The organism is Bacteroides xylanisolvens XB1A, from assembly GCF_000210075.1.
Classification (GTDB): Bacteria; Bacteroidota; Bacteroidia; order Bacteroidales; family Bacteroidaceae; genus Bacteroides; species Bacteroides xylanisolvens.
The window spans coordinates 3,058,806-3,078,872 of the sequence record NC_021017.1 but is presented as its reverse complement, the minus strand read 5'-3'; the positions used below and the strand labels follow the sequence as shown (position 1 = coordinate 3,078,872).

The following is a 20,067-nucleotide window of genomic DNA, read 5'->3' as shown; positions in this document are numbered from 1 at the left end:
GTTATTTCTTCTTTATAAAGCGATTAATAACAGGAATCTGACTCAATGGTAAATCCTTCTTGATAATATAAGCTATAAATAGCAATAAGAGTACGGTACGGAAAGCGAGACGGAGCACCAGATTAGGGATAGGCACCTGTTCTCCAATAACGTAAAGCACCGCTGCCAGCAGAACATAAAGTCCGAGGCTTTTCAAATCATAACGAATCGGGTATTCTTTCTGCCCTATCCAGTAGGATAACAGCAAGATTACCGCATAGCCTGCAACAGAAGCCCATGCCGAAGCAAGATAGCCGTAAACCGGCACAAATAATATGTTCAATACAACAATAATGACACAGCCGATCACCGAGAAGTAAGCTCCCCAATAGGTCTTATCCGTCAGTTTATACCAAAAGGAAAGATTGAAATAAATCCCTTTACAGATTTCTGCAAGCATCACAATAGCTACCACTCCAAGACCTTCCCAGTAACCTTTTGCTACAAGATAACGCAGCAAATCGAGGTAGAACATTACAGCAAGGAAAGCCAACAATGAGAAGATAAGAAAATATTTCATCGCAGCCGCATACATTTTCCGGTTATCTCCTTCGCGGTCTTTGCCAAATACAAACGGTTCGTAAGCGTAACGGAAAGCTTGCGTAAACATGGCCATCACCATCGCAATCTTGCTGGTTGCCGCATAAATACCCAGTTGTACTAACCCTTCCTGTCGATCTTCAAAGAGAAACGGATAGATCATCTTGTCAACAGTCTGATTCAGAATACCTACCAAACCTAAGATTAATACCGGAAAAGAGTATACTACCATTCGCTTCAGCAACACCCGGTCCAACTTATAAGCAAAACCTGTCAGCTCTGGAATAAAGAAGAACATCTGGACAACCGAGATAATCAGGTTGCTAATGAAAATATATCCCACCAGATAGTCCGGATCATAAAACCAAGAGATGGTTGCCGGACAATGTACATTCAGCCACGGACACACCAACAGGAAAAACAGATTCAAACCGATGCCGCCAATGATAGAGAGCAGTTTGATAGCTGCAAACTTGACAGGGCGTTTCTTGTATCGCAAATAGGCAAAAGGAATGCATTGAAAAGAATCTAAAGCTACCACAACAGCCATCATCGCTATAAATTCCGGATGATCGCCATAATCCAGCAAATTGGAAATAGGTTGCAGGAATAACAGGCAAAGGAGAACGAAAATCAAAGATACGCCTCCTACTGACAATAGGGAGTTGGCATATACTTTCATCGGGTCTTCTCCCGATTTATTGGCGAAACGGAAGAATCCCGTTTCCATACCGAACGTAAGCAGTACGAGCATCAGGGCTGTAAACGCATACACGTTCGATACGACTCCGTAACCTCCGGTGGAAGCCGGTAATACAGCTGTATACAGAGGTACCAGCATGTAGTTAAGGAATCGTCCGACAATACTACTTAACCCATAAATTGCAGTATCTTTAGCTAATGATTTTAGTCCAGCCATGTTTTATTAGTGATTATCATTCAGATTGGTTCAACGTTTCTTCTTTTGTTTGAACAACCAATCCATAAATCCGGGATAATTGAAAGCCGGATTCCAGCTTCCATGATTACAACCGGGAAATTCAATATATTCCACATCTGCACCGGCAGCTTTCAGTGCTTTATATGCTTCGCGAGAACCTTTCACCGGAACTACATCATCCGCATCTCCATGAAAGATACGGAACTTCACATCTTTGGCAGCCGACAACCGGCTTGGACTGACTATACCGCAGATAGGAATTGCAGCAGCAAATATCTCCGGGTAGCGTATTACTAAATCATACGTTCCCATCGCTCCCATTGAAAGGCCGATAATATAAACCCGTTGCGTGTCCACTTCGGGCATCACCAGATAGGAATCAAGCAACTGTTTGAGTGTCTGCAATATAGGACTGATCTCCTGTCCTACCGGCATTTCAGCAGGTATAAAAGACTTCGGACGTTCCGTATAAGCCCAGTAACCGTCTGTCGGACACTGCGGAATCAGCACAAAAGCAGGATACTTTTCTTGATTGACCGGATTAAGAAACATCTGTCCGCCATGAGTCAATTGCTTCTCATTATCATTTCCCCGTTCGCCGGCTCCATGCAAAAACAGCACGATGGGGTACTTCTCACCCGGTTTCACCGATTCGGGGTGAATCATCCGGTAAGGTAAGGAATCTCCTTTAGAAGAAACAAAAATATCTCTTCCATATCCCTGTTGAGCCGATAGAGAAAGGCTCAAAAAGAGAAAAACAAATAAAGTAGTCCATTGCTTCATCATCCAACTATGCTTTATAAAGTTCTTTTATACCGTTAATACCACTTATCACATGACGCTTTATGTCAGTCATTAAACAGTGTTTTCTGACTGTTATAAAGACTTCTTCCCAAATGCTTATAGGCAAGTTCGGTTACCTCGCGTCCGCGGGGAGTACGTTTCATGAATCCTTCTTTTATCAGGAAAGGTTCGTAAACTTCCTCGATGGTTCCCGCATCTTCTCCCAAAGCCGTAGCAATGGTCGTTATACCGACAGGGCCGCCTTTAAACTTGTCTATAATGGTACAAAGTATCTTGTTGTCTATCTCATCCAGTCCGTACTTGTCGATATTCAATGCCTCCAGCGCAAACTGGGCAATCTCCGTATCGATAGAGCCGGTGCCTTTCACCTGTGCGAAGTCACGTACCCGGCGAAGCAAAGCATTGGCAATACGGGGTGTCCCACGACTGCGGGAAGCAATCTCCGAGGCTGCACGTACCGAGCAAGGCACATCCAGTATGGACGCAGAACGACGGATGATATTGCTCAAAATATCATCGTCATAATACTCCAAATGAAGGTTAATACCGAAACGTGCACGAAGCGGAGCCGTCAGCAGACCGCTACGCGTGGTTGCACCAACCAACGTGAAAGGATTCAAATCGATCTGGATACTGCGTGCCGAAGGTCCCTTATCAATCATAATATCGATGCGGTAATCTTCCATGGCCGAATAAAGATATTCTTCCACTACGGGCGACAGACGATGAATTTCATCAATAAAAAGCACGTCGTTCGGTTCGAGGCTGGTCAATACACCTGCCAGGTCACCCGGTTTATCTAGCACCGGACCGGAAGTTACTTTAAAGCCGACTCCCAATTCGTTGGCGATAATATTTGAAAGAGTTGTTTTTCCTAATCCGGGAGGACCATGCAATAGCACATGGTCAAGTGCTTCGCCGCGCAGACGTGCCGCCTTCACAAAAATGCGAAGGTTTTCCACCACCTTGTCCTGGCCGCTAAAGTCTTCAAAACTTAACGGACGGAGTGCATTCTCGAAATCCCGTTCTTTTGAAGTAAGCTGATGTTCGCGTATGTTAAAATCTTCCTGTTCCATTTATTTCTTGAAAAGTAGGAGACAAAGATAGAGATTTACATTCATTTTCAGTATAAGAAAGACGAAGATTTAGTTTATTTGAAACGTAATAACTACTTTTGCACTATCTATATACACGCTATCAACTATGGTTCTAAATTACATTTGGATAGGATTCTTTGTCGTCGCCTTTATCATCGCCCTTGTAAAAGTGATTTTTCTGGGAGATACGGAGATATTTACAGCTATCATGAACGCTACATTCGATTCTTCAAAGACAGCTTTCGAGATATCTCTGGGACTTACAGGCGTACTGGCTCTTTGGTTGGGTATCATGAAAATCGGAGAAAACAGTGGATTGATTAACGCACTGGCTCGCTTTCTTAGTCCGGTGCTTTGCCGACTATTTCCGGATATTCCTAAAGAACATCCGGTGTTAGGGTCCATCTTCATGAATATGTCTGCCAATATGCTTGGTCTCGACAATGCAGCCACCCCATTGGGGCTGAAAGCGATGAAAGAGCTGCAGGAACTGAATCCGAAAAAAGACACTGCTTCCAATCCGATGATTATGTTTTTGGTGATTAATACCTCCGGCCTTATCATCATTCCGATCAGTATCATGGTATATCGTGCACAAATGGGGGCTGCACAGCCTACAGATGTATTTATCCCTATCCTGCTAAGTACTTTCATTTCAACTCTAGTAGGAGTCATAGCAGTCAGCATCGCTCAAAAGATAAACTTAATCAATAAGCCTATTCTCATTTTAATGGGCGTTATCTGCCTTTTCTTTTCCGGCTTGATTTATCTGTTTCTAAGTGTCTCGCGGGAAGATATGGGTACTTATTCTACATTGATAGCGAATATTCTGCTGTTCAGTGTCATCATTCTGTTTATTTTGACGGGAGTCAGAAAGAAAATCAATGTATACGATTCGTTTGTGGAGGGAGCTAAAGAAGGGTTTACGACGGCTGTACGCATCATTCCTTATCTGGTTGCTTTCCTTGTAGGAATTGCAGTGTTCCGCACTTCGGGAGCAATGGATTTTCTGGTGGGAGGCATCGGCTATATAGTAGGCTTATGCGGAGTGGACACGAGCTTTGTAGGAGCGCTGCCTACCGCATTGATGAAATCGCTTAGCGGTAGCGGTGCAAACGGATTGATGATCGATACGATGAAAGAACTGGGACCTGATTCGTTTGTAGGACGTATGAGTTGTGTAGTTCGCGGAGCTTCGGACACCACATTCTACATTCTGGCCGTTTATTTCGGCAGTGTGGGGATCACCAAGACTCGTAATGCGGTGACTTGCGGTCTGATAGCAGACTTCTCGGGTATCATAGCCGCTATCTTAATCAGTTATTTATTTTTCTTTTAAATCATAACATTCAATTATGGCTGTAACTTATCAAACAGAAGGCGTAAAAATGCCTGATATCAAGAAACGTGAGACTACGGAATGGATAAAGGCCGTAGCTGCTTCTTACGGGAAAAGACTCGGTGAAATCGCTTATATCTTCTGCTCGGACGAAAAAATTCTGGAAGTAAACCGTCAGTATCTGCAACATGATTACTACACGGATATTATTACTTTCGATTATTGTGAAGGCGATCGTTTATCAGGTGACTTATTCATCAGTCTAGATACAATACATACGAATGCGGAGCAGTTTGGCACCTCATACGAAGACGAACTACATCGTGTGATTATCCACGGAATTCTTCACTTGTGCGGCATCAACGATAAAGGTCCCGGGGAGCGGGAGATTATGGAAGGTGCTGAAAACAAAGCATTATCTATACGAAAAGTGTAAACAAGCCTCAACAGCAAACGATTTCAATAAACAAACGATTTATTCAAACATACTATACTGTATAAATACTGTAAAACGAAGACGCCTCATCGTAATCACTACGACGAGGCGTTTTCATTAGCAACGTAATGCTAATTTAAACACTAAATTATTTAAGAGAGAGATTTATTACTTCTTATCAGGGGTTACTTCTGGAGTAACCAATTTCTTGATTGATTTCATATTCAGATACAGAAAGGCCAACCGCGGCTGTGCTTCCTGAACAACCAATTCCAATGAATCTGATGTTACATAACCAATACGTTCACGTGTTTTATACACTTCTACTTTTCCGTTATCTTCTTTACTAAATCCTTCTATAATCAAATAGCCGTTGTCGATCTTCCATGTTCTAAGATCTAAAGACGGTACATTGATAGCAGAACATTTACCGCCTTTTTTTTGAAAAAAATAGCGTAGTTTTCTTTAACCTTTTGATTGTCAAAAGGTAATCGGAGCTTAGAAAATAGGCAGGTAACGATTAGGTGACGAAAATCCATCGCTCGCTTGCGTTTTTCTGCATAACCTCAAATAACTCTTCAGCTACAAAAGTAGTTAATTTACTTGACCTTAGCAAGTTTTTATGCGGGATTTTCAAGGGAGATCAGGTCCTATTTCGGACTTGGTCTCCTTTTTTATTGCCATCCGTAAGATATCCTCTTTTTACTGTATTACCTCTCCTCCGAATAGTTTATTCCCGGTAATAGGGTTTTACCCTCTCAAAAAACTTCAAAAAATACATCATTGATACATAATGGTTTACTGGCAAAATATGGGGCTGGCGGTATCCGTCAGCCCTATGTTCACCCTCCGATTTTCCCAAACTTTGCAAGCGAAGAAAGACAAAAACAGTATCGAACTAAAAACAACCGACAAATGGAAGAAGGCAAGAATGAAATCATGGAGCTCAGGCAGATGATCGAAGGATGCTTCGAGCGTCAGAACAAGCTCATCGCCCGTCTGGAAATGGAGTTGGAAGCACTTAGTAATTTCAACGGCAAGCAGATGCTGGACAGCCGCGACATGCGTCTCCAGCTGAAAGTCTGCGACCGGACGCTGATACGCTGGCGCATGTCGGGAAAGCTGCCGTCCTTTAAGATCAGCGGCAAGGTGTACTTCTGGGCATTCGACGTGTACAAGTTCCTCCGGGAGGAATATGGCACGGCCGTCCTGCCGGAAGCCCTCGAAGAACAGGAACCAATAACAATTAATAATAAGAAGAATGGAAAATCAAAGTAAGTACATCATGATCGAGCGGAACAAGTTTGCCGCCCTTGTCAAGGCACACCGTAAATGCCTGCAGATACTGAGTATCCTGACCTATGCGCATACCGTCAAGGAAGTGCAACTGACCTTCACGCTGGAGGAGATCTGCGAGCTTCTCCAGATGACCCGTGAGGAAGTGGAGACACAACGTCAGAAGGGGTATATCCGTTTCAGCGTGCAGAATGGTATAACCGTCTACGAGATTACGGACATCCTGCGGTTAAAGAACATGCTGGAGATGGGAAAGATATACCGCAAGATCGACGGAATGGCGATAACCGTTCCGGTGAAAAAAGAGACAGGAAATGTAACGGATTCATTAACCGATTAATAGGATTCAATATGAGACAGTTGGTACATGCCTCGCTGTTCAGCGGGTTTGGTGCGGCGGATCTTGCCGCCGAATGAATGGGATGGCGTAACGCCTTCCATTGTGAGATAGATGAGTTTTGTAACCGAATTTTAAATTACTGGTTCAGCCATGCAGAAAGTTATACGGATATTACAACTACGGATTTTCGGGGATGAAGGGGACGGATCGACATCCTCACAGGAGGTTTCCCATGCCAGCCCTTTTCCGTTGCCGGCCGGCGAAAGGGCGCGGAGGACAGCCGTTACCTCTGGCCTCACATGCTCCGTGCCATTCACGAGATCCGGCCCGGTTGGATTGTTGGTGAGAACGTTGGTGGCATCCTCACGATGGTACAGCCCGGCAAGGCGGCTCACGTGGGATGTCAGCCCTCTCTGTTCGGAGAGGATCAGCCTGTATACCGCAAGCGGGAGGAATACGTCGTCGAGACCATCTGCCGTGATCTTGAGCGTGAAGGATATACCGTCCAGCCGCTGCTTATTCCGGCTTGTGCCGTCGGTGCCCCGCACAGAAGGGACCGCATATGGTTTGTTGCCCACGCCGATGGCGAGGGATTACAGCCCGAGGGGACCGAACTGTCTCCAGAAGGGTCTTCCGGAAATCATCCGCGAGATGTTGCTGCCCACCCCGACAGCGACGGAGATACACCACCGGCAGCGGGTGGAACGCTGGAAACGTCAGGGGCGCGTGTCGATGCACGAGACGGAGGACGGGGAGAAGAACCCCAACGGCCTGACGGACTTCCTGGACTTCCACGGGCTGCTCCCGACACCGACTGCAAGGGACTGGAAGGGCGCGCCGACCTTGGAAAATTTCCAAAGGAAGGGGAAGAACCCGCATCAGGGCAGCCTTCCCGATTTCTTTGCCCGGTCTGGGAGGAGTTTCCAACTCAATCCCCTGTTTGTGGCCGAGATGATGGGGTTCCCCGTCAATTGGACGGTATTACCTTTTCTTCCTGGCGGCAGCAGTCCGTCAAGGGATATGGAAACGCCATCGTCCCCCAGGTAATCCATGAGATATTCAAAGCGATAGAATCAACTTATAAATAATAGACAGCATGCATACATTTGTTATAGCGGAACATCCTGAGTTCGGTAAAATCCGGACAGTCGAGAAGGACGGCAAAATATGGTTTTGCGCAAAGGATGTCGCCGCATCATTGGGATACGCCAATACAAGGGATGCCATAGACCGGCACTGTAAACAGAAGGGAGTCTGCGTTCACGACATCCCTACTAGGGGCGGACGTCAGAAAATCAAGTTCATAGATGAAGGGAACATGTACAGGCTTATAGCCGGAAGCCGTCTGCCCTCGGCTGAAAGGTTTGAAAGCTGGATCTTTGACGACCTCGTCCCACGAACATTAAAAGAAGGCGGATACCTGCTTGACATAAAGGGAGAAACCGACTCCGAACTGCTTTCACGGGCTTTGTTACCTGCGGAAAACAGGATAAAGGAACGCGACAGGCATATATCCGTACTGGAAGAGAAAAACGCGCAGAACGCCATCAAATTAAGCCGGCAGGCTCCTAAGGTAAGGTATTTTGAAGAGGTCCTGCATTCGGCAAGTACATATACAACCACGCAGATAGCCAAAGAACTTGGAATGAGCGGAAGGGAGCTGAATTACAGGTTGAAATTGCTTGGAGTCCAGTTCCGCCAGTCAGGAACATGGATGCTTACCGCCCGATACCACAAGGAAGGATATACCCGGACACATACGCATGTATGGCAAAACCGGAACGGAGAAACCGGAACGGCCATGCATACCGTATGGACGGAACGCGGCAGGCTTTTTATCCATCAGCTGCTGAATTTCAATATCGGGTATTAGGCATGACATACTCCCACATTATAAACAACCGGATTTATAATGCGGGAAGTATTGAAAATCCTATATGAATGAAGGGAGGGCACTACGAAACGTCGTATGCTCTCCCTCGTTCTTTTTATTTCTCATAAAGCAGTAAAAATTCCATTTTTCTGCGTCTTTCTATTGATTTGACCTTCCGTCCCCGGTAGTGGCAATAGGAAATGTATTCCCTGTATATATCACGGTCTCCAGCTTCCAGCTTTCGGAGCAGGCGGCTTTTGGGGCGTTTCCCATAACCGAGCAATGCGGATGTCCCAACATTGTAGCTCAAGACCGTTAAAAGAAGTGCATCCTTGCCGTAACTGCGGAACAATGCGTAGCGTTTCATGAGATCCCTACGGAGCAGTGCCTCCGCTTCTGCCTCCGTCATGTCGTAGGACAGATTCTCGCCGGGCAATAGCCGGTGTCCAAATCCGTAGAAAGGAAATTTGTCTTTTCCATGAAGTCCTTCTCATTGTTTTACAAGACTGACCGCAAGTTCAAACTTTACCGGATCCGGTCCCTGTTGCATTTTTATCGGCTGTGCCGATAGACAGGCTGTTGACAGTATCATCGCAAGCAGGCATAGTATTGCCTTTCCTCTCCAAACTGATATTTTCTTTACCTTTTTCATTGTTTTTACTATAATCTTAATCCTTTTTTCTGCACCTTATCCCGGTTGACTTTTGAAGCGCGTTCTTCTTCCTGTCTCTGTCGTGGGGTTGCGGTAAGGAAACGGATAAACAGGTCATATTCACGGATAAGCTGCTGCGAACACTCGAGCCGGAGTGTATGGGGCAGATTGCTCATCGGGCTTGTACTTCCGGCAGAGATGTCCTGTTCCAGCAGTTTATCCAAACAGACATTCCTTCTTCGCTGTATGTATTCCTGAATCTGCTGCGGTGTCTCAAGTTTTCTTATATTGGAACGCAGGTCATTTAAGCATTTATACATATAATACAGCCTGTATAACTCCTCAGACTTGTCTTCAAAGAAAGAAAGGTAGTTTGCATTGGACCTTGCCATGCCTTCCTGGATCTTCCCGTCCAACACTTCCATTGTAGCGTCCAGACGTTCCATCAATCTTGTAACGTTGGGATTCTGTCGTACCATTTTATTATCTTTTTAATCCGTTCGACTTTTTCTTCACAGGCTGCCCGTTTGCCTCTTTCATTTCCCTTTTCGGTTCCTTGAGGGAAAGAGTATGCAAGAATCCCTGACAGTCCTGAATCAGCCTTTGCATACATTCCAATGACAGGGTATGCGCCATGTTCGCCATCGGGCTGGTGCTGTTCCTTGCGGGCGGATTGGCAAGCAGCCTTTCCTGCTGGTATCTTACGATATCCTTAAAGTACCTTTGCAGTTCCTCCACATCATCCGTCCCGTTCACCTTGTTGCGGAACACGCCGTAGTAATCACGCAGGCGGCCTGCCTTGTACACATCGTCCGCCTGCCATTCAAAGAAACGGGAATAGTCCTTTTTCGCCTCTTCCAGCCCCTTGCGTATCCGTTCTTCCGTACCGGCAATTTTCCTGTCCAGCGACTGCCAGAGCTGTTCAATATTCCAATTGTCCTGTCTCATGCTTTACATTTTTAATCCGTTCGACTTCTTTTTCATCGTTTCCAGTTCCGTTTTTGCTTTCACTTCCTCGCGGGGAGCCTTCATCGAGAGAAGCCGTTCGAAGCCCGTATAATCCTTGACCAGTCTCTGCATGCATTCCAGCCGGTAGGTATGTGCCAGGTTGGAAATATCGTCCGTGCTACGCCTGCGGATACTCCCGCTGACCAGCTCCTTCAGGCATTCCTCCCGTTTATGCCGTATATATCCATGCACCTCCCCGGGAACTCCCACCTGCCGGATTACCTGGCGGAGTTCCCCGTATTGCTTTACCATGAAATGGGACTTGAACAATTCCTCCCCGGTCCACGCAAAATGATAAAGGTAATCCCGGTCCAGTTTATTCCGGATCTCCTTTATTGTTTTTTCCTCGTACCGTATTCGCATGTCCAGATATTCGGCAAGCTGCTCCATGCCGTATTTATCCTGTTCCGTCATAGCTTCCGTCTCCCGTTAGTCGATTGTATCCGTATTTGCCCTGTCCTCGATGGAGAACGGGATGTCCAGCGTCCGTTCCACTCTGAAGTTGTCTACCGCCACGAAGCGGATCCCGGGATTGTCCTCTCCCGTGTTCCGGAAAAAAAGGGTGAACACCTGGCGGCGGATGTCCGTCGTGTCCAGCCCCGCGATGCCGGAGAGTTCCGTCAGCTCGCGGTTCACCAGCCTGATTCCGTCCGCGGTGAACACCTCGCCGTCACCCTCCAGCTGTATGTATCCGATGCGGTAACGGGCCTCCCGGTAATCCCCCTCGCGGTCAAGTGTCAGGCGGATCTCCACCGTCTCGTCGGGCGCGATGCCTTCCTGCAGGTACCAGGAAGAGAGCGAGAAGTCGTATGCCTGCCGCACTTCCAGACGGTCGTCGCAGCCGGCAAAGGTGCACGCCAGCAGAGCCAGCGCGCATCCCATGATGAATGTTCCTGTTTTCATTGTTTCCAGTTCTTAAAAGATTAATCGATGATGTATTTCAGTCCGACGGCCACTACCGTATGGAAATGCCCTACGGACGAGCTGAAGAAGACACGCTGCCGTACATTGAAAAGAAAAGCCCAGCGGTCCGTAAGGAACGCCTCCATCTCGAATGCCGGGGCGAAGCCGTAGATGAAGGCCCCTTTGTGCAGCAGGGTCGCCCCGTCATAAAGGAGCCTGCCGTTCCGGTTTACCCTCTCATAGCCGGCCAGCGCGGACAGTCCGGCAGAGAGGAACACGTTCCTGCCCCTGTCCGAGAGGAACGGGAAGAGACAGCCCGCCTCCGCGGTGAACTGCTCCTTGGGAACGGCCACCTCCTTGTAGGCATAGTGTTTCTTCACATAGTCCGCACCGACCACCCAGCGCGAGCGGTTACGGTTGTAGCGGCTCAGGGCTATCCCGACCTGGAAATTCCCTCTCAGGTGCCTTACGTTCTTTCCGAAGTCATCCACGCCGCCCAGCCTCAGTTCAAGCCCCGTCTGCCCGAGCAGGTAGCGTTGGGCGGAAACCTTGCCCGCCCAAAGGGACAGGAAGGCGCACATTGTTATAAACAGATACTTTCTCATGGCATTACTCCTTTACCAGTTCGTCCACCAGTCCGGCATCCACCAGGTCGCTGTTCTCGATATGGAACCGCTGGTGGCGTCCGCCGCCTTTTTCGTAAATCTCCACCTCGATGAGCTTGTCATCGGGGATGACCACCTTGTGGAAAGCATAGACGATGCGTCCTTCCCCTTTGCCCCCTATACGCCTCAGTTCGTTGAGCGCACGCACCGGCTCGATGTAGGTTTCCTGCTGCGCCGTACGTTTGGTCACTTTCTTGTCCACCACCTTGAAACGCACGAAGTCGATGTCGAAGGGCACATGTGAGGAATTGGTCAGCGAGATATGGAGGAACAGCAGGTCCTTATGCACATAGATCCCCTTGAGCAGGGCCTGCATCCCGAACTGGCGGCAGCCGATATGCTTCACGTCCCTGCGGTCCAGGCGGTGGACGGTGTACATCAGGCTGGCGATGACCGAAGGGTCCTCCTCGCCGAGCTCGGTCACACGGACGGCACTCCCACCTGTGGAGGGTCCCGTCGGAAACCGGCTGTCCATGTTGATGTTCAACGCTTCCGGCTCCTCCTCGTAGGAGACGAGGAATGAATAGAACGAGCCGTCGCCCGTGATGACCGAGAAGTTCGTCTCGCCCGGGAAATTACGGACGGCCGCCTTTACGCGCACCACGTTCTCCACGCCGTCCGCCTTGCCCGCGATGATGTCCGTGCTGCCCAGGTCGACATAGCGGACTTCCGCAGGGAAAAGGACATGGACCGTCTTGCTGAACGGCACGCCGATCCTGTAGGGCGTGATATGCTGGCCGGCGGTCAGGGTTCTGACCCCGCCCTCCGGCTTGCACTCCTGTGCCCGGCAGGTCATTCCCGCCAGCGCAGCCATGATTAAAAGAATGAATGTTCTCATCTTGAATGATTGTTTAAAAATTACAGTTAAACCTTGTTATTGTTTTTTTGTGACCAGCAACACCCTGTATCCGGCCTTCAGCTTTACCTTGACCGCCTTGACCCGCTGCGAGATGAACCGTGTCCCGCCCTGCAGGACACCCCGCGTGAGGTCCATCGCCACCTGCTGCCCGGCGGAACCGGCGAAGGAGATGCTGCCTCCCATGCTCTGGCTCACGTCCCCCAATACCTCCTTGGCGGCCGTCCGGCTTTCCGATCCCGGCACGAAGATGCCCCGCTGCCCGTCAATGTCATATGTGGCCAGTTCCACCGGGATGATATTGCCGGCATATTCGATGCTGCTTACCAGGATGTCCAGGCGTTCCCCCCGGATGTCGGCCGTGCCGGTCACCGGGCTGTTGGCCGGTATGGTGACACTTCCAGCCTGCAGGGGCTCGAGCAGGCGCAGCTTCACCCGTCCTCCCTGCTCGAGGGTCTGGCTCTCGGAAATGCAGGCCGGGATGGTGTTCATCCCCATCCGGTAGCTGCTGCCCACCGCCGTGTTGAAACCGTAGTTCCTCTCCACGACAAGTGAGGCGACAAACGCGGAATCCGCCAGCGGCTGCTTCAGGGCGGAGGTCGTTCCGCTCTCCGCCCGGCTGACGGGGACAGGCTCCGGCTTTTCTTCCTCCTCCGCCTCGCCGGGCGTGGCTTCCGGTTTAGGGTTCAGATACCTGGCGGCCATCCGGTAGGACTGTTCCATCATCCGCTCGCGGGATTCCGCGCGCCGGTTTTCCGCTTCCGCCTCTTCCAACCGGCGGTTCAGCTCGTCCACCTTCTGTTCCAGGCCGCCGGCCGTTTCCTGCGGTGTCTCATAGAAGGTCTCCAACTGCTCGGTGATCCTTTCGTAGGTGTCCGCCGACTGCCGTATGCTTCCGTCCGGACCGGATACGCCGTCCGTCTGTCCTTTACCTTCCAACAACCTTCCGGCAAGGTCGGAAAGCGACTGCATCCGTCTGTCTTTCTCGCGCCGGTCCTGCTGCCTTTCATAAACGTCCGTTTTATTCCCTTCCAGTTGGACCGTCGTAGGTTCCGGCACGTTCACGTTGAATCCCGAACTGCCCGCCACCGTTTTCCCGCTGTCACCGGAAGGGGCGAATATTCAGTAGAGGACCGCAAGGAATACCAGTACGAAGACCGGTATGACGATGTATTTCCTGTGGCGCAGGATTTCCTCCCCGCTAAGCCGTTTTTCCGTTTTTGTCCCTTCGGAGGGGACGGAACCGGCTTCTGCCGGCCGTGTGCCTTCCGGGGCTTCCCCGACGGGCACGTGTTCTTCTTCCATGTTACTTTTCCTGTTTTCCATTCTGCTGGGGTTGTTTAATGGTCCGGTAAATGTTTGTTTCCTGTCCCCTCAGGGGATCAGGCAGCCTGCGCAGGGTATCCGAGAGGCTGCCTTCCCCGAAGGGAAGCTCCATGCGCTCCCTTGCCGGTGTCAGCCGTCCTGCTGCGCGCAGCAGGACGATGCCCGATGCGATGCAGGTGAAGACCAGCATGGCTATGAGGATGCCCCGTTTTTGTTTCTCTGAAAGACTTTCCAGATAAGCCTTCGCCTTTTCTTTGACTGTTGACTTTGTTCCCATTGTGAAAATGCTATCAAATGATTGACTACCATAGGGAGCGTTACCTTTCCACGGTACGCAGGTCCCTGTTTTCCAGAATCTCGAAATGCTCCGCAAGGAACCCTTGCGGGTTGTTGTCCGAGCGGACCGTGCTCTGCAGGCGGCAGCGTGTCACCAGGGAGCGTTCGGTGATGTTGCTTCCCCGGATGATCATCTGCCGGGCATAGGTGGTGACGCGGTAGGGATAGCTGTCGAAATCGCAGCCCATGCTGTCCACCACTATCGTCTGGTTGACGTTCCCGCTGATGAGCCGGTTGTAAAACCCTTTCTCGTTCCAGTCCCGGTAATACCCGTACAGGCTCTTGTCGGCCAGGTACATTGCCCGGTTTATGTTCGACTCGATGGCCGCCTTGTCGGGGGCCAGCGTGAAGAACAGCTCGTGCAGGCGGCGCACGTGCTCCCTCGCTTCCACCGGGCGGTTGCGTGCGGCATCCTGCGAGAGGGCCATGATGAGCGACTTCCCCTCGTCCAGCACGTAGATCTTCTCCCGCTGCGCCTCGGCGAACCGGTAGGACTTCCAGACGGAAAAACCGGTCAGGAGGGTGCAGGAGGCGAGGAAGACGATACTGAACAGGCGGATCTGCCTGAACGAGGACTCGATGTTTTTTAAGCTCTTGAATTCCATGTCTTGAAATGAATGAATGTTATTACCCGGTTCATCTTTATTTCTTCAGCAATACTCCGGCCACGTTGCCCGTGGATGCCCCTGCCACGGCCCCGCCCACGTTGGCGGCCTTGCCCGCCGTATTGTTCATGTTGCGGTTGTACGCACCCATACCGCCGGCCTGTACCACCCAGTTCGCCACGGTGGGGACACAGAAGTACCCGACCAGCCCTATGAGCATGAACACCAGATAGATGGCCGTCGATCCGTCCGGGGAGAAGACGCTCAGGGGATCCCGGATCATTTCCATCTCGCTTTGCAGCACCAGCGTCTGTATCCTGGCGAGCATCACCCCGAGCAGGTCGGAGATGGGCAGCCAGAGATATACGCTGATATAACGGGCCAGCCACTGGATGAGCGTGTTCTGGAAACCGTCGAAGACCGATACCGCGAAAGCGAAGGGACCCAGCACGGAGAGGACGATGAGAAAGAAGGTGCGGATCGTGTCCACCACCAGCGAGGCGGCACGGAAAAAGAACTCCATCACTTTGCGCATGATGGTCTGCACGATGCCTTGCAGGGAGAACGAATAGCAGGTGTGGGACATCCGCTGCATCACCGCGTAGTCCTCCTCATTCCAGCCCATGTCGACGATCTCCTTCTCCAGCTCCTCGTCCGTGGGGTTGAACTCCCCGGTCACGGCCACCTTCAGGGGCATCTCGGAGAGCAGCCTGTCCTTTTCCTCCTGGAACTTCCTCACGTCGAAGGTCTGGTCGTGGAGCATGGCACCTGTTCCCTGCACGACGGGGCTCAGGATACCGTTCAGGCTTCCCAGCACGATCACGTCGAAGAACAGGATGCAGATGCCCAGGCAGAAGGGACGCAGCATGCCGAACACGTCCACCGGCTCGGCACGCGAGAGGGACTGCCACACGCGGTAGGCTATGTAGAAGAGCGCGCCCAGGGCGGCGATGGCCGTGGCCAGCGTCATCATCGGCTGGCAGAGCTCGGTCATCTCGTCATACAGCCGGCGCAGGATACCGTGCAGGCTGTCGAAAGATAGGGATAGCAATACCATATAGTCTGTATCTTTTTAAAGGTTTACCAATAGCGTTCGTCCTCCCCGTAAAGCTTCAGGACCTGCTCGGTCTCGCCCTTCTCCCTGGCCCGCAGGTAGGAGACGCGCAGGTTCTTGCGGGTGTAGTAGTTCACCAGCGTCCTGTAATGCCTCATCTCGCGGTACACCCTTTCTATGAGGTCCAGCCGCTCCTTGTCGGTCATGGACATGCCGGTGGGGTTGATGATGTCCTTCAGCCCGGCCACGGACGCGCTGCTTTTCTTCATGATGTTGTTGTAGCCGAAGGCGATGGCATCCAGTTCCCGCTGCGTGTAGTTCCCGTCGGTGAGCATCTTCCCGTAGTTCGTCACGTAGCTCTCCGAGATTTCCGAGAGCATCAGCACCGACTCCTTGACCTTCAGGCTCCCGCTCACCAGCGAGTTCACGCTCTTGAGCATGTCGTAGTATTTCCGGCTTTGCTCATAGATTTTCGAGGCCTCCTTGAAGGTGGACATGGCGTTCTGCGCCGTCTCGGAAGTCTCCACCATCTCGTTGACGCTGTTCACGATGCCCTGCGCCAGGTTGCCCGGGTCGGTCACCACCCATTGCGCGTGCATGGCCGGTACGGTAAGTAAAAAGGCGCACAATGCGCTGAAAATTTTTCGTTTCATTGAATCGTTCCTTTAATTGTTTTACAAAGATTATCTCCTGCCGCTGTTCTTTTCGGCGGCCAACACCCGTATGGCCTGTTCCATGCTGCCGGTCTTTGCCGCCATCCGTTCCACTTCCAGCTTCTCGCCCTCCTCCGTCGTGTAGGTAAGGTACTCGGCCGTGGAGGTCTCCGTGGCATAGACGGCCGACTGCACGCCTCCCAGTCCGATCCATACCTCCCTGTACCTGCGTGAGGGATCGTTGGCACGGTTGATGGAGAGGATCTGCGAGCATTCCTTGCCGGTCAGTCCTAAAAGAGTCTGTATCCGTTCGAACTTGTTGAGGTATTTCCTCTGGTCCAGCAGGATCTTGCAGTCCGAATTGTTGATGATGGCCTCCTTCACAATCGGGGACGAGATGATGTCGTCCACCTCCTGCGTCACCACCACGGCCTCCCCGAAATACTTTCTGACCGTCTTGAAAAGGTACAAGACATAGGTGGCCATATTGGGGGACATCAGTGATTTCCAGGCCTCTTCCAGTAATATCATCTTACGGACGCCTTTCAAACGGCGCATCTTGGAGATGAACGTCTCCATGATGATGAGCGTCACCACCGGAAGCAGCACCTTGTTCGATGATATGTTGTCCAGCTCGAAGACGATGAACCGTTTGTGGGTCAGGTCGATCTCCTTGTCCGAGTTCAGAAGGAAGTCATAGTCCCCTCCCTTGTAGAACGGTTCCAGCACGTTCAGGAACCCGTCGATGTCGAAGTCCTTCTCACGCACCCTCTTTTTCTCCATCATCCGGCGGTAGTCGTCACGGACGAACTCGTAGAACCCGTTGAAGTCCGGCCGGAGTTCCGGGTTGTCCGTAATCCTGCGGATATAGGCGTTCACCGCGCCGGAAAGGGCGACCTCCTCGGAGCGTTTCGGCACCTCATCCTCCCGTTTCCACAAGGTCAGGATCAGCGTCTTGATGCTCTCCCTCTTTTCCACGTCGAACTGCCGGTCCTCGCTGTAGAAGGGGTTGAAGGTGATCGGGCGGTCCTCCTCATACGTTATGTAGATCCCGTCCTCCCTGCGGGTGCGCTCATGGATGAGCCGGCACAGCCCCTTGTAGCTGTTTCCCGTATCCACCAGCAGGATGTGTGCGCCCTGCTCGTAATAGTTGCGCACGAGATGGTTGGTGAAGAAGGACTTGCCGCTGCCCGAAGGCCCCAGGATGAATTTGTTGCGGTTGGTCGTGATGCCCCGCTTCATCGGCTCGTCCGAGATGTCCAGATGGATGGGCCTGCCGCTGAGCCGGTCCGCCATCTTGATGCCGAAGGGCGAGAGGGAGGAGGCATGGTTCGTCTCCCCGATGAAGAGGCAGGCCGCCTGTTCGATGAACGTGTGGAAGGACTCCTCGGCGGGAAAATCACCCTCCCCGCCGGGGATGCCCGCCCAGTAAAGGGTCGGCGCGTCCACGGTATTGTGCCGGGGCTTGCAGCCCATCTGTGCCAGGGCCGATCCGGTGTCGTTCCGGATGTTCCTCAACCTCTCCCTGTCCTCCGACCAGACCATGACGTTGCAGTGGCAGCGCACGGGAACCAGCCCGAAGGAATGCGCCTCGTTCAGGTATTCCTCCGTCCACTGCCGGTTGATCTCGTTGGCACGGCTGTAACGTGAAAGGGAGCGCATATTCCTGGCCGCTTTCTCGAAATGCCGGAGGGTTTCCGACGGATCATCTATGAACACGTACTGATTGCAGATATGGTTATAGGGCAGCATCAGCCCGACGGGGGCGGCAAAGGAAAGGCGGCAGTCGCTGCGGTCCGTGGAGTATTTCTCATAACGCCCGTCCGTCCGTACCGCGGAGGGCAGGTCGTCCGCGTCGGAAAGCGTATGCACCGAGAGCCGTTTGTCGCCGATGCGCATTTCCGCGCCCCCGAGCCGGATATCCTCCAGCGTGGTGGTGTCCTCCTGCGAGAGGGAGAAGTATTTCTCCACCAGGCCGGCCTCCTTTCCCTTTCCGGTGATCTCCTCCGTCGTGAGCCGTTCCAGACGGACCAGCCCGGAATCGCAGATGATACGCCCGAACTGCTCCACGGCTTCCAGGAAGCGGAGGATGCCGTCCTTGTCCCGGACCTCCCTGGGGAGGATATGCCCCCTGCAAAGGACGGAGAAGTTGCTCTGCTGCCGCATGCGTTCCTTCGTGGTACGGGTGATGAACAGGTACGAAAAATGGTTCAGGAAGGGCCGCTCGTTGAAATGAAGCTCGAAGCTGCGGTCCAGGAATCCCGGCTCCTCCCTGTCGGTGCGTGCCCTGTAGCTCTCCTCCAGGAACCAGTCCTGACGGTGGACGATGGTATGGCAGGGCAATACCCTGATGGCCTTCGCTCATGCGCCGTGCATGGCCTCGTAATCATCGGAGGTGAGGGTGAAGACCTCCGGCAGGCGGACCTTGAAGCCGACGGTCACGTCTGCGTCCTTGGAGAGGATGCACCCGTCCTCGACGGCAAGAAGGGGGAACTTACTTTCCAGGGTGGACGCTTTGAGTATGTTTCGCATATTTTCTTCGTTTAAAAAGTGAGGTGATACGTTTTCTGTTGATGATGTAATAGGGACGGTAACCTGCCGCCGCCAGCTTCATCAGCCCGTGGGGGCCGTATTTCCTGTTCAGGCGGAACACGCCCAGGGTGATTCCCGAGGCCGATATGACACAGAGGGCGATGCAGAACAGACGGTTCACGCCCGCCATGTAGAGGATGACGAACACGAGGAAGACGGCGAGCAGACCGCCGGCAAAGAGATAGAGGTACTGCGCCTTCAGGCCGCAGAACTCCACGTCCTGCCCGACGCCCTTGTTCAGCTTGTATTCCATATGGCATGGGGGTTACAGGAAGAACGACCTCAGTACCGTAGCCGCCACGATCAGGAACACGCAGGCCCCGAACCAGCTGCCGGCGGTCTTGCCCGTGTCCGGATCGCCCGACGAGAACTTGGAATACACGCGGATGGCCCCGATAAGGCCGCAGAGCGCGCCGGCCGCATAAATCAGTTTTACGGCGGGGTCAAAATAGCTGTTCACCATCTGCGTGGCCTGTACCAGCCCGGCAGACCCGTCACCGGCAGCGGATGCGGGGGCTGCTCATGTGGCCAGTCATGCCAGCAGGAAGGCTGTTCCGGCAGGTATGCGCCCGATAAGGGATGCCAATACGTCTGTCACTTTGCCCATAGGGGAGAATCGTAAAAATGAATGGGTTCTTGAATGTCTCATTGTTTTTATACCAATTATTATAATAAATGTTTGTCAGACTTTCTTTTTTGACAGGCTGCAGGCC

At 51.7% G+C, this 20,067-nt stretch carries 24 protein-coding genes and 4 pseudogenes; 7 read left to right on the top strand and 21 right to left on the bottom strand.

Annotated features, from left to right (window positions below; all coding sequences use genetic code 11):
• Window position 1 precedes the first annotated feature (1 nt).
• The 3 genes from BXY_RS12190 to ruvB form a co-directional block, all read right to left on the bottom strand.
• On the bottom strand, window positions 2–1,498 hold the full coding sequence (locus BXY_RS12190; RefSeq protein WP_004313750.1) for an oligosaccharide flippase family protein: 1,497 nt from the start codon (window positions 1,496–1,498) through the stop codon (window positions 2–4).
• Between the two features lie 30 nt (window positions 1,499–1,528).
• Window positions 1,529–2,305: a carboxylesterase family protein gene (locus tag BXY_RS12185; protein WP_015532052.1), complete on the bottom strand. Its 777-nt coding sequence runs from the start codon at window positions 2,303–2,305 to the stop codon at window positions 1,529–1,531.
• Window positions 2,306–2,367: 62 nt separating this feature from the next.
• Window positions 2,368–3,399 (bottom strand): Holliday junction branch migration DNA helicase RuvB, encoded by a 1,032-nt coding sequence (gene ruvB / locus BXY_RS12180; RefSeq protein WP_004313748.1) that lies wholly within the window; start codon window positions 3,397–3,399, stop codon window positions 2,368–2,370.
• A 127-nt stretch (window positions 3,400–3,526) separates the two neighbouring features.
• Between ruvB and BXY_RS12175 the strand changes: the two genes are divergently transcribed.
• Window positions 3,527–4,759, top strand: coding sequence for a nucleoside recognition domain-containing protein (locus BXY_RS12175; protein ID WP_015532051.1), 1,233 nt, complete (start codon window positions 3,527–3,529; stop codon window positions 4,757–4,759).
• A 16-nt stretch (window positions 4,760–4,775) separates the two neighbouring features.
• A complete protein-coding gene (ybeY, locus tag BXY_RS12170) occupies window positions 4,776–5,195 on the top strand; it encodes an rRNA maturation RNase YbeY (RefSeq protein ID WP_008770468.1) in 420 nt (139 codons plus the stop codon).
• Window positions 5,196–5,363: 168 nt separating this feature from the next.
• Here the strand turns inward: ybeY and BXY_RS12165 are convergent.
• A pseudogene (locus BXY_RS12165) lies at window positions 5,364–5,645 on the bottom strand (lipocalin family protein); the annotation flags it as partial.
• A 465-nt stretch (window positions 5,646–6,110) separates the two neighbouring features.
• Between BXY_RS12165 and BXY_RS12160 the strand changes: the two are divergent.
• From BXY_RS12160 to BXY_RS12145, 5 genes and pseudogenes are all read left to right on the top strand, one after another.
• On the top strand, window positions 6,111–6,473 hold the full coding sequence (locus BXY_RS12160; RefSeq protein WP_005797967.1) for a helix-turn-helix domain-containing protein: 363 nt from the start codon (window positions 6,111–6,113) through the stop codon (window positions 6,471–6,473).
• The gene (locus BXY_RS12155; RefSeq protein ID WP_005681798.1) at window positions 6,457–6,831 is read left to right on the top strand and encodes a hypothetical protein; all 375 of its coding nucleotides are present in this window, start codon (window positions 6,457–6,459) and stop codon (window positions 6,829–6,831) included. Before BXY_RS12160 ends, BXY_RS12155 begins: the two co-directional genes overlap by 17 nt.
• 206 nt (window positions 6,832–7,037) lie before the next feature.
• Window positions 7,038–7,370 (top strand): annotated as a pseudogene (locus BXY_RS23810) (DNA cytosine methyltransferase); the annotation flags it as partial.
• Window positions 7,371–7,413: 43 nt separating this feature from the next.
• The gene (locus BXY_RS23805; protein ID WP_316927951.1) at window positions 7,414–7,878 is read left to right on the top strand and encodes a hypothetical protein; all 465 of its coding nucleotides are present in this window, start codon (window positions 7,414–7,416) and stop codon (window positions 7,876–7,878) included.
• Between the two features lie 49 nt (window positions 7,879–7,927).
• A complete protein-coding gene (locus BXY_RS12145; protein ID WP_015532050.1) occupies window positions 7,928–8,704 on the top strand; it encodes a phage antirepressor in 777 nt (258 codons plus the stop codon).
• 115 nt (window positions 8,705–8,819) lie between these two features.
• Here the strand turns inward: BXY_RS12145 and BXY_RS12140 are convergent.
• The 17 genes and pseudogenes from BXY_RS12140 to BXY_RS12055 all read right to left on the bottom strand — a co-directional run.
• A pseudogene (locus BXY_RS12140) lies at window positions 8,820–9,254 on the bottom strand (glycoside hydrolase family protein).
• Window positions 9,255–9,364: 110 nt separating this feature from the next.
• Window positions 9,365–9,835 carry a hypothetical protein gene (locus BXY_RS12135; RefSeq protein ID WP_208946812.1) on the bottom strand — a complete coding sequence of 157 codons (471 nt, stop codon included), beginning with the start codon at window positions 9,833–9,835 and terminating at the stop codon, window positions 9,365–9,367.
• A 4-nt stretch (window positions 9,836–9,839) separates the two neighbouring features.
• Window positions 9,840–10,304, bottom strand: a complete 465-nt coding sequence (locus BXY_RS12130; RefSeq protein WP_005797974.1) for a hypothetical protein — start codon at window positions 10,302–10,304, stop codon at window positions 9,840–9,842.
• A 3-nt stretch (window positions 10,305–10,307) separates the two neighbouring features.
• Window positions 10,308–10,778 carry a hypothetical protein gene (locus BXY_RS12125; protein ID WP_005681806.1) on the bottom strand — a complete coding sequence of 157 codons (471 nt, stop codon included), beginning with the start codon at window positions 10,776–10,778 and terminating at the stop codon, window positions 10,308–10,310.
• A gap of 15 nt (window positions 10,779–10,793) precedes the next feature.
• Window positions 10,794–11,267, bottom strand: a complete 474-nt coding sequence (locus tag BXY_RS12120; RefSeq protein ID WP_005797977.1) for a TraQ conjugal transfer family protein — start codon at window positions 11,265–11,267, stop codon at window positions 10,794–10,796.
• A gap of 20 nt (window positions 11,268–11,287) precedes the next feature.
• Window positions 11,288–11,872: a conjugal transfer protein TraO gene (locus BXY_RS12115; protein ID WP_208946811.1), complete on the bottom strand. Its 585-nt coding sequence runs from the start codon at window positions 11,870–11,872 to the stop codon at window positions 11,288–11,290.
• Between the two features lie 4 nt (window positions 11,873–11,876).
• Window positions 11,877–12,770 carry a conjugative transposon protein TraN gene (gene traN, locus BXY_RS12110; RefSeq protein WP_005797981.1) on the bottom strand — a complete coding sequence of 298 codons (894 nt, stop codon included), beginning with the start codon at window positions 12,768–12,770 and terminating at the stop codon, window positions 11,877–11,879.
• A gap of 36 nt (window positions 12,771–12,806) precedes the next feature.
• Window positions 12,807–13,910, bottom strand: a complete 1,104-nt coding sequence (traM, locus tag BXY_RS12105; RefSeq protein WP_074783624.1) for a conjugative transposon protein TraM — start codon at window positions 13,908–13,910, stop codon at window positions 12,807–12,809.
• On the bottom strand, window positions 13,911–14,114 hold the full coding sequence (locus BXY_RS12100) for a hypothetical protein (protein ID WP_005797985.1): 204 nt from the start codon (window positions 14,112–14,114) through the stop codon (window positions 13,911–13,913). It abuts the gene before it with no gap.
• A complete protein-coding gene (locus tag BXY_RS12095) occupies window positions 14,095–14,391 on the bottom strand; it encodes a hypothetical protein (RefSeq protein WP_005797988.1) in 297 nt (98 codons plus the stop codon). The genes BXY_RS12100 and BXY_RS12095 overlap by 20 nt, the downstream gene beginning before the upstream one ends.
• Window positions 14,392–14,431: 40 nt before the next feature.
• Window positions 14,432–15,055: a conjugative transposon protein TraK gene (gene traK, locus BXY_RS12090; protein ID WP_005797989.1), complete on the bottom strand. Its 624-nt coding sequence runs from the start codon at window positions 15,053–15,055 to the stop codon at window positions 14,432–14,434.
• 37 nt (window positions 15,056–15,092) lie between these two features.
• Window positions 15,093–16,112: a conjugative transposon protein TraJ gene (gene traJ, locus BXY_RS12085; RefSeq protein ID WP_015532044.1), complete on the bottom strand. Its 1,020-nt coding sequence runs from the start codon at window positions 16,110–16,112 to the stop codon at window positions 15,093–15,095.
• Window positions 16,113–16,135: 23 nt separating this feature from the next.
• Complete coding sequence (locus BXY_RS12080; protein WP_005681816.1) at window positions 16,136–16,762, bottom strand: DUF4141 domain-containing protein; 627 nt, start codon at window positions 16,760–16,762, stop codon at window positions 16,136–16,138.
• A 30-nt stretch (window positions 16,763–16,792) separates the two neighbouring features.
• Window positions 16,793–19,294: pseudogene (locus tag BXY_RS12075) on the bottom strand (TraG family conjugative transposon ATPase).
• On the bottom strand, window positions 19,257–19,607 hold the full coding sequence (locus BXY_RS12065) for a DUF4133 domain-containing protein (protein ID WP_005681819.1): 351 nt from the start codon (window positions 19,605–19,607) through the stop codon (window positions 19,257–19,259). Before BXY_RS12065 ends, BXY_RS12075 begins: the two are co-directional and overlap by 38 nt.
• Window positions 19,608–19,619: 12 nt before the next feature.
• Window positions 19,620–19,835, bottom strand: a complete 216-nt coding sequence (locus tag BXY_RS12060; RefSeq protein ID WP_080592670.1) for a DUF4134 domain-containing protein — start codon at window positions 19,833–19,835, stop codon at window positions 19,620–19,622.
• A 13-nt stretch (window positions 19,836–19,848) separates the two neighbouring features.
• Window positions 19,849–20,067 (bottom strand): hypothetical protein (locus tag BXY_RS12055; RefSeq protein ID WP_208946810.1); only part of this gene is annotated, 219 nt, incomplete at its 5' end.

What these genes read in the sequence shown, in the direction of transcription:
- BXY_RS23805 (WP_316927951.1), top strand. Translation starts at nt 7,414, where the DNA reads ATGGCGAGGGATTACAGCCCGAGGGGACCGAACTGTCTCCAGAAGGGT.
- BXY_RS12155 (WP_005681798.1), top strand. Translation starts at nt 6,457, where the DNA reads ATGGAAAATCAAAGTAAGTACATCATGATCGAGCGGAACAAGTTTGCC.
- BXY_RS12115 (WP_208946811.1), bottom strand. Translation starts at nt 11,872, where the DNA reads ATGAGAAAGTATCTGTTTATAACAATGTGCGCCTTCCTGTCCCTTTGG.
- BXY_RS12065 (WP_005681819.1), bottom strand. Translation starts at nt 19,607, where the DNA reads ATGGAATACAAGCTGAACAAGGGCGTCGGGCAGGACGTGGAGTTCTGC.
- ybeY (WP_008770468.1), top strand. Translation starts at nt 4,776, where the DNA reads ATGGCTGTAACTTATCAAACAGAAGGCGTAAAAATGCCTGATATCAAG.
- BXY_RS12100 (WP_005797985.1), bottom strand. Translation starts at nt 14,114, where the DNA reads ATGGAAAACAGGAAAAGTAACATGGAAGAAGAACACGTGCCCGTCGGG.
- BXY_RS12130 (WP_005797974.1), bottom strand. Translation starts at nt 10,304, where the DNA reads ATGAGACAGGACAATTGGAATATTGAACAGCTCTGGCAGTCGCTGGAC.
- BXY_RS12160 (WP_005797967.1), top strand. Translation starts at nt 6,111, where the DNA reads ATGGAAGAAGGCAAGAATGAAATCATGGAGCTCAGGCAGATGATCGAA.
- BXY_RS12190 (WP_004313750.1), bottom strand. Translation starts at nt 1,498, where the DNA reads ATGGCTGGACTAAAATCATTAGCTAAAGATACTGCAATTTATGGGTTA.
- BXY_RS12080 (WP_005681816.1), bottom strand. Translation starts at nt 16,762, where the DNA reads ATGAAACGAAAAATTTTCAGCGCATTGTGCGCCTTTTTACTTACCGTA.
- BXY_RS12095 (WP_005797988.1), bottom strand. Translation starts at nt 14,391, where the DNA reads ATGGGAACAAAGTCAACAGTCAAAGAAAAGGCGAAGGCTTATCTGGAA.
- BXY_RS12145 (WP_015532050.1), top strand. Translation starts at nt 7,928, where the DNA reads ATGCATACATTTGTTATAGCGGAACATCCTGAGTTCGGTAAAATCCGG.
- BXY_RS12175 (WP_015532051.1), top strand. Translation starts at nt 3,527, where the DNA reads ATGGTTCTAAATTACATTTGGATAGGATTCTTTGTCGTCGCCTTTATC.
- BXY_RS12125 (WP_005681806.1), bottom strand. Translation starts at nt 10,778, where the DNA reads ATGACGGAACAGGATAAATACGGCATGGAGCAGCTTGCCGAATATCTG.
- traK (WP_005797989.1), bottom strand. Translation starts at nt 15,055, where the DNA reads ATGGAATTCAAGAGCTTAAAAAACATCGAGTCCTCGTTCAGGCAGATC.
- traJ (WP_015532044.1), bottom strand. Translation starts at nt 16,112, where the DNA reads ATGGTATTGCTATCCCTATCTTTCGACAGCCTGCACGGTATCCTGCGC.
- traN (WP_005797981.1), bottom strand. Translation starts at nt 12,770, where the DNA reads ATGAGAACATTCATTCTTTTAATCATGGCTGCGCTGGCGGGAATGACC.
- BXY_RS12135 (WP_208946812.1), bottom strand. Translation starts at nt 9,835, where the DNA reads ATGGTACGACAGAATCCCAACGTTACAAGATTGATGGAACGTCTGGAC.
- ruvB (WP_004313748.1), bottom strand. Translation starts at nt 3,399, where the DNA reads ATGGAACAGGAAGATTTTAACATACGCGAACATCAGCTTACTTCAAAA.
- BXY_RS12120 (WP_005797977.1), bottom strand. Translation starts at nt 11,267, where the DNA reads ATGAAAACAGGAACATTCATCATGGGATGCGCGCTGGCTCTGCTGGCG.
- BXY_RS12185 (WP_015532052.1), bottom strand. Translation starts at nt 2,305, where the DNA reads ATGATGAAGCAATGGACTACTTTATTTGTTTTTCTCTTTTTGAGCCTT.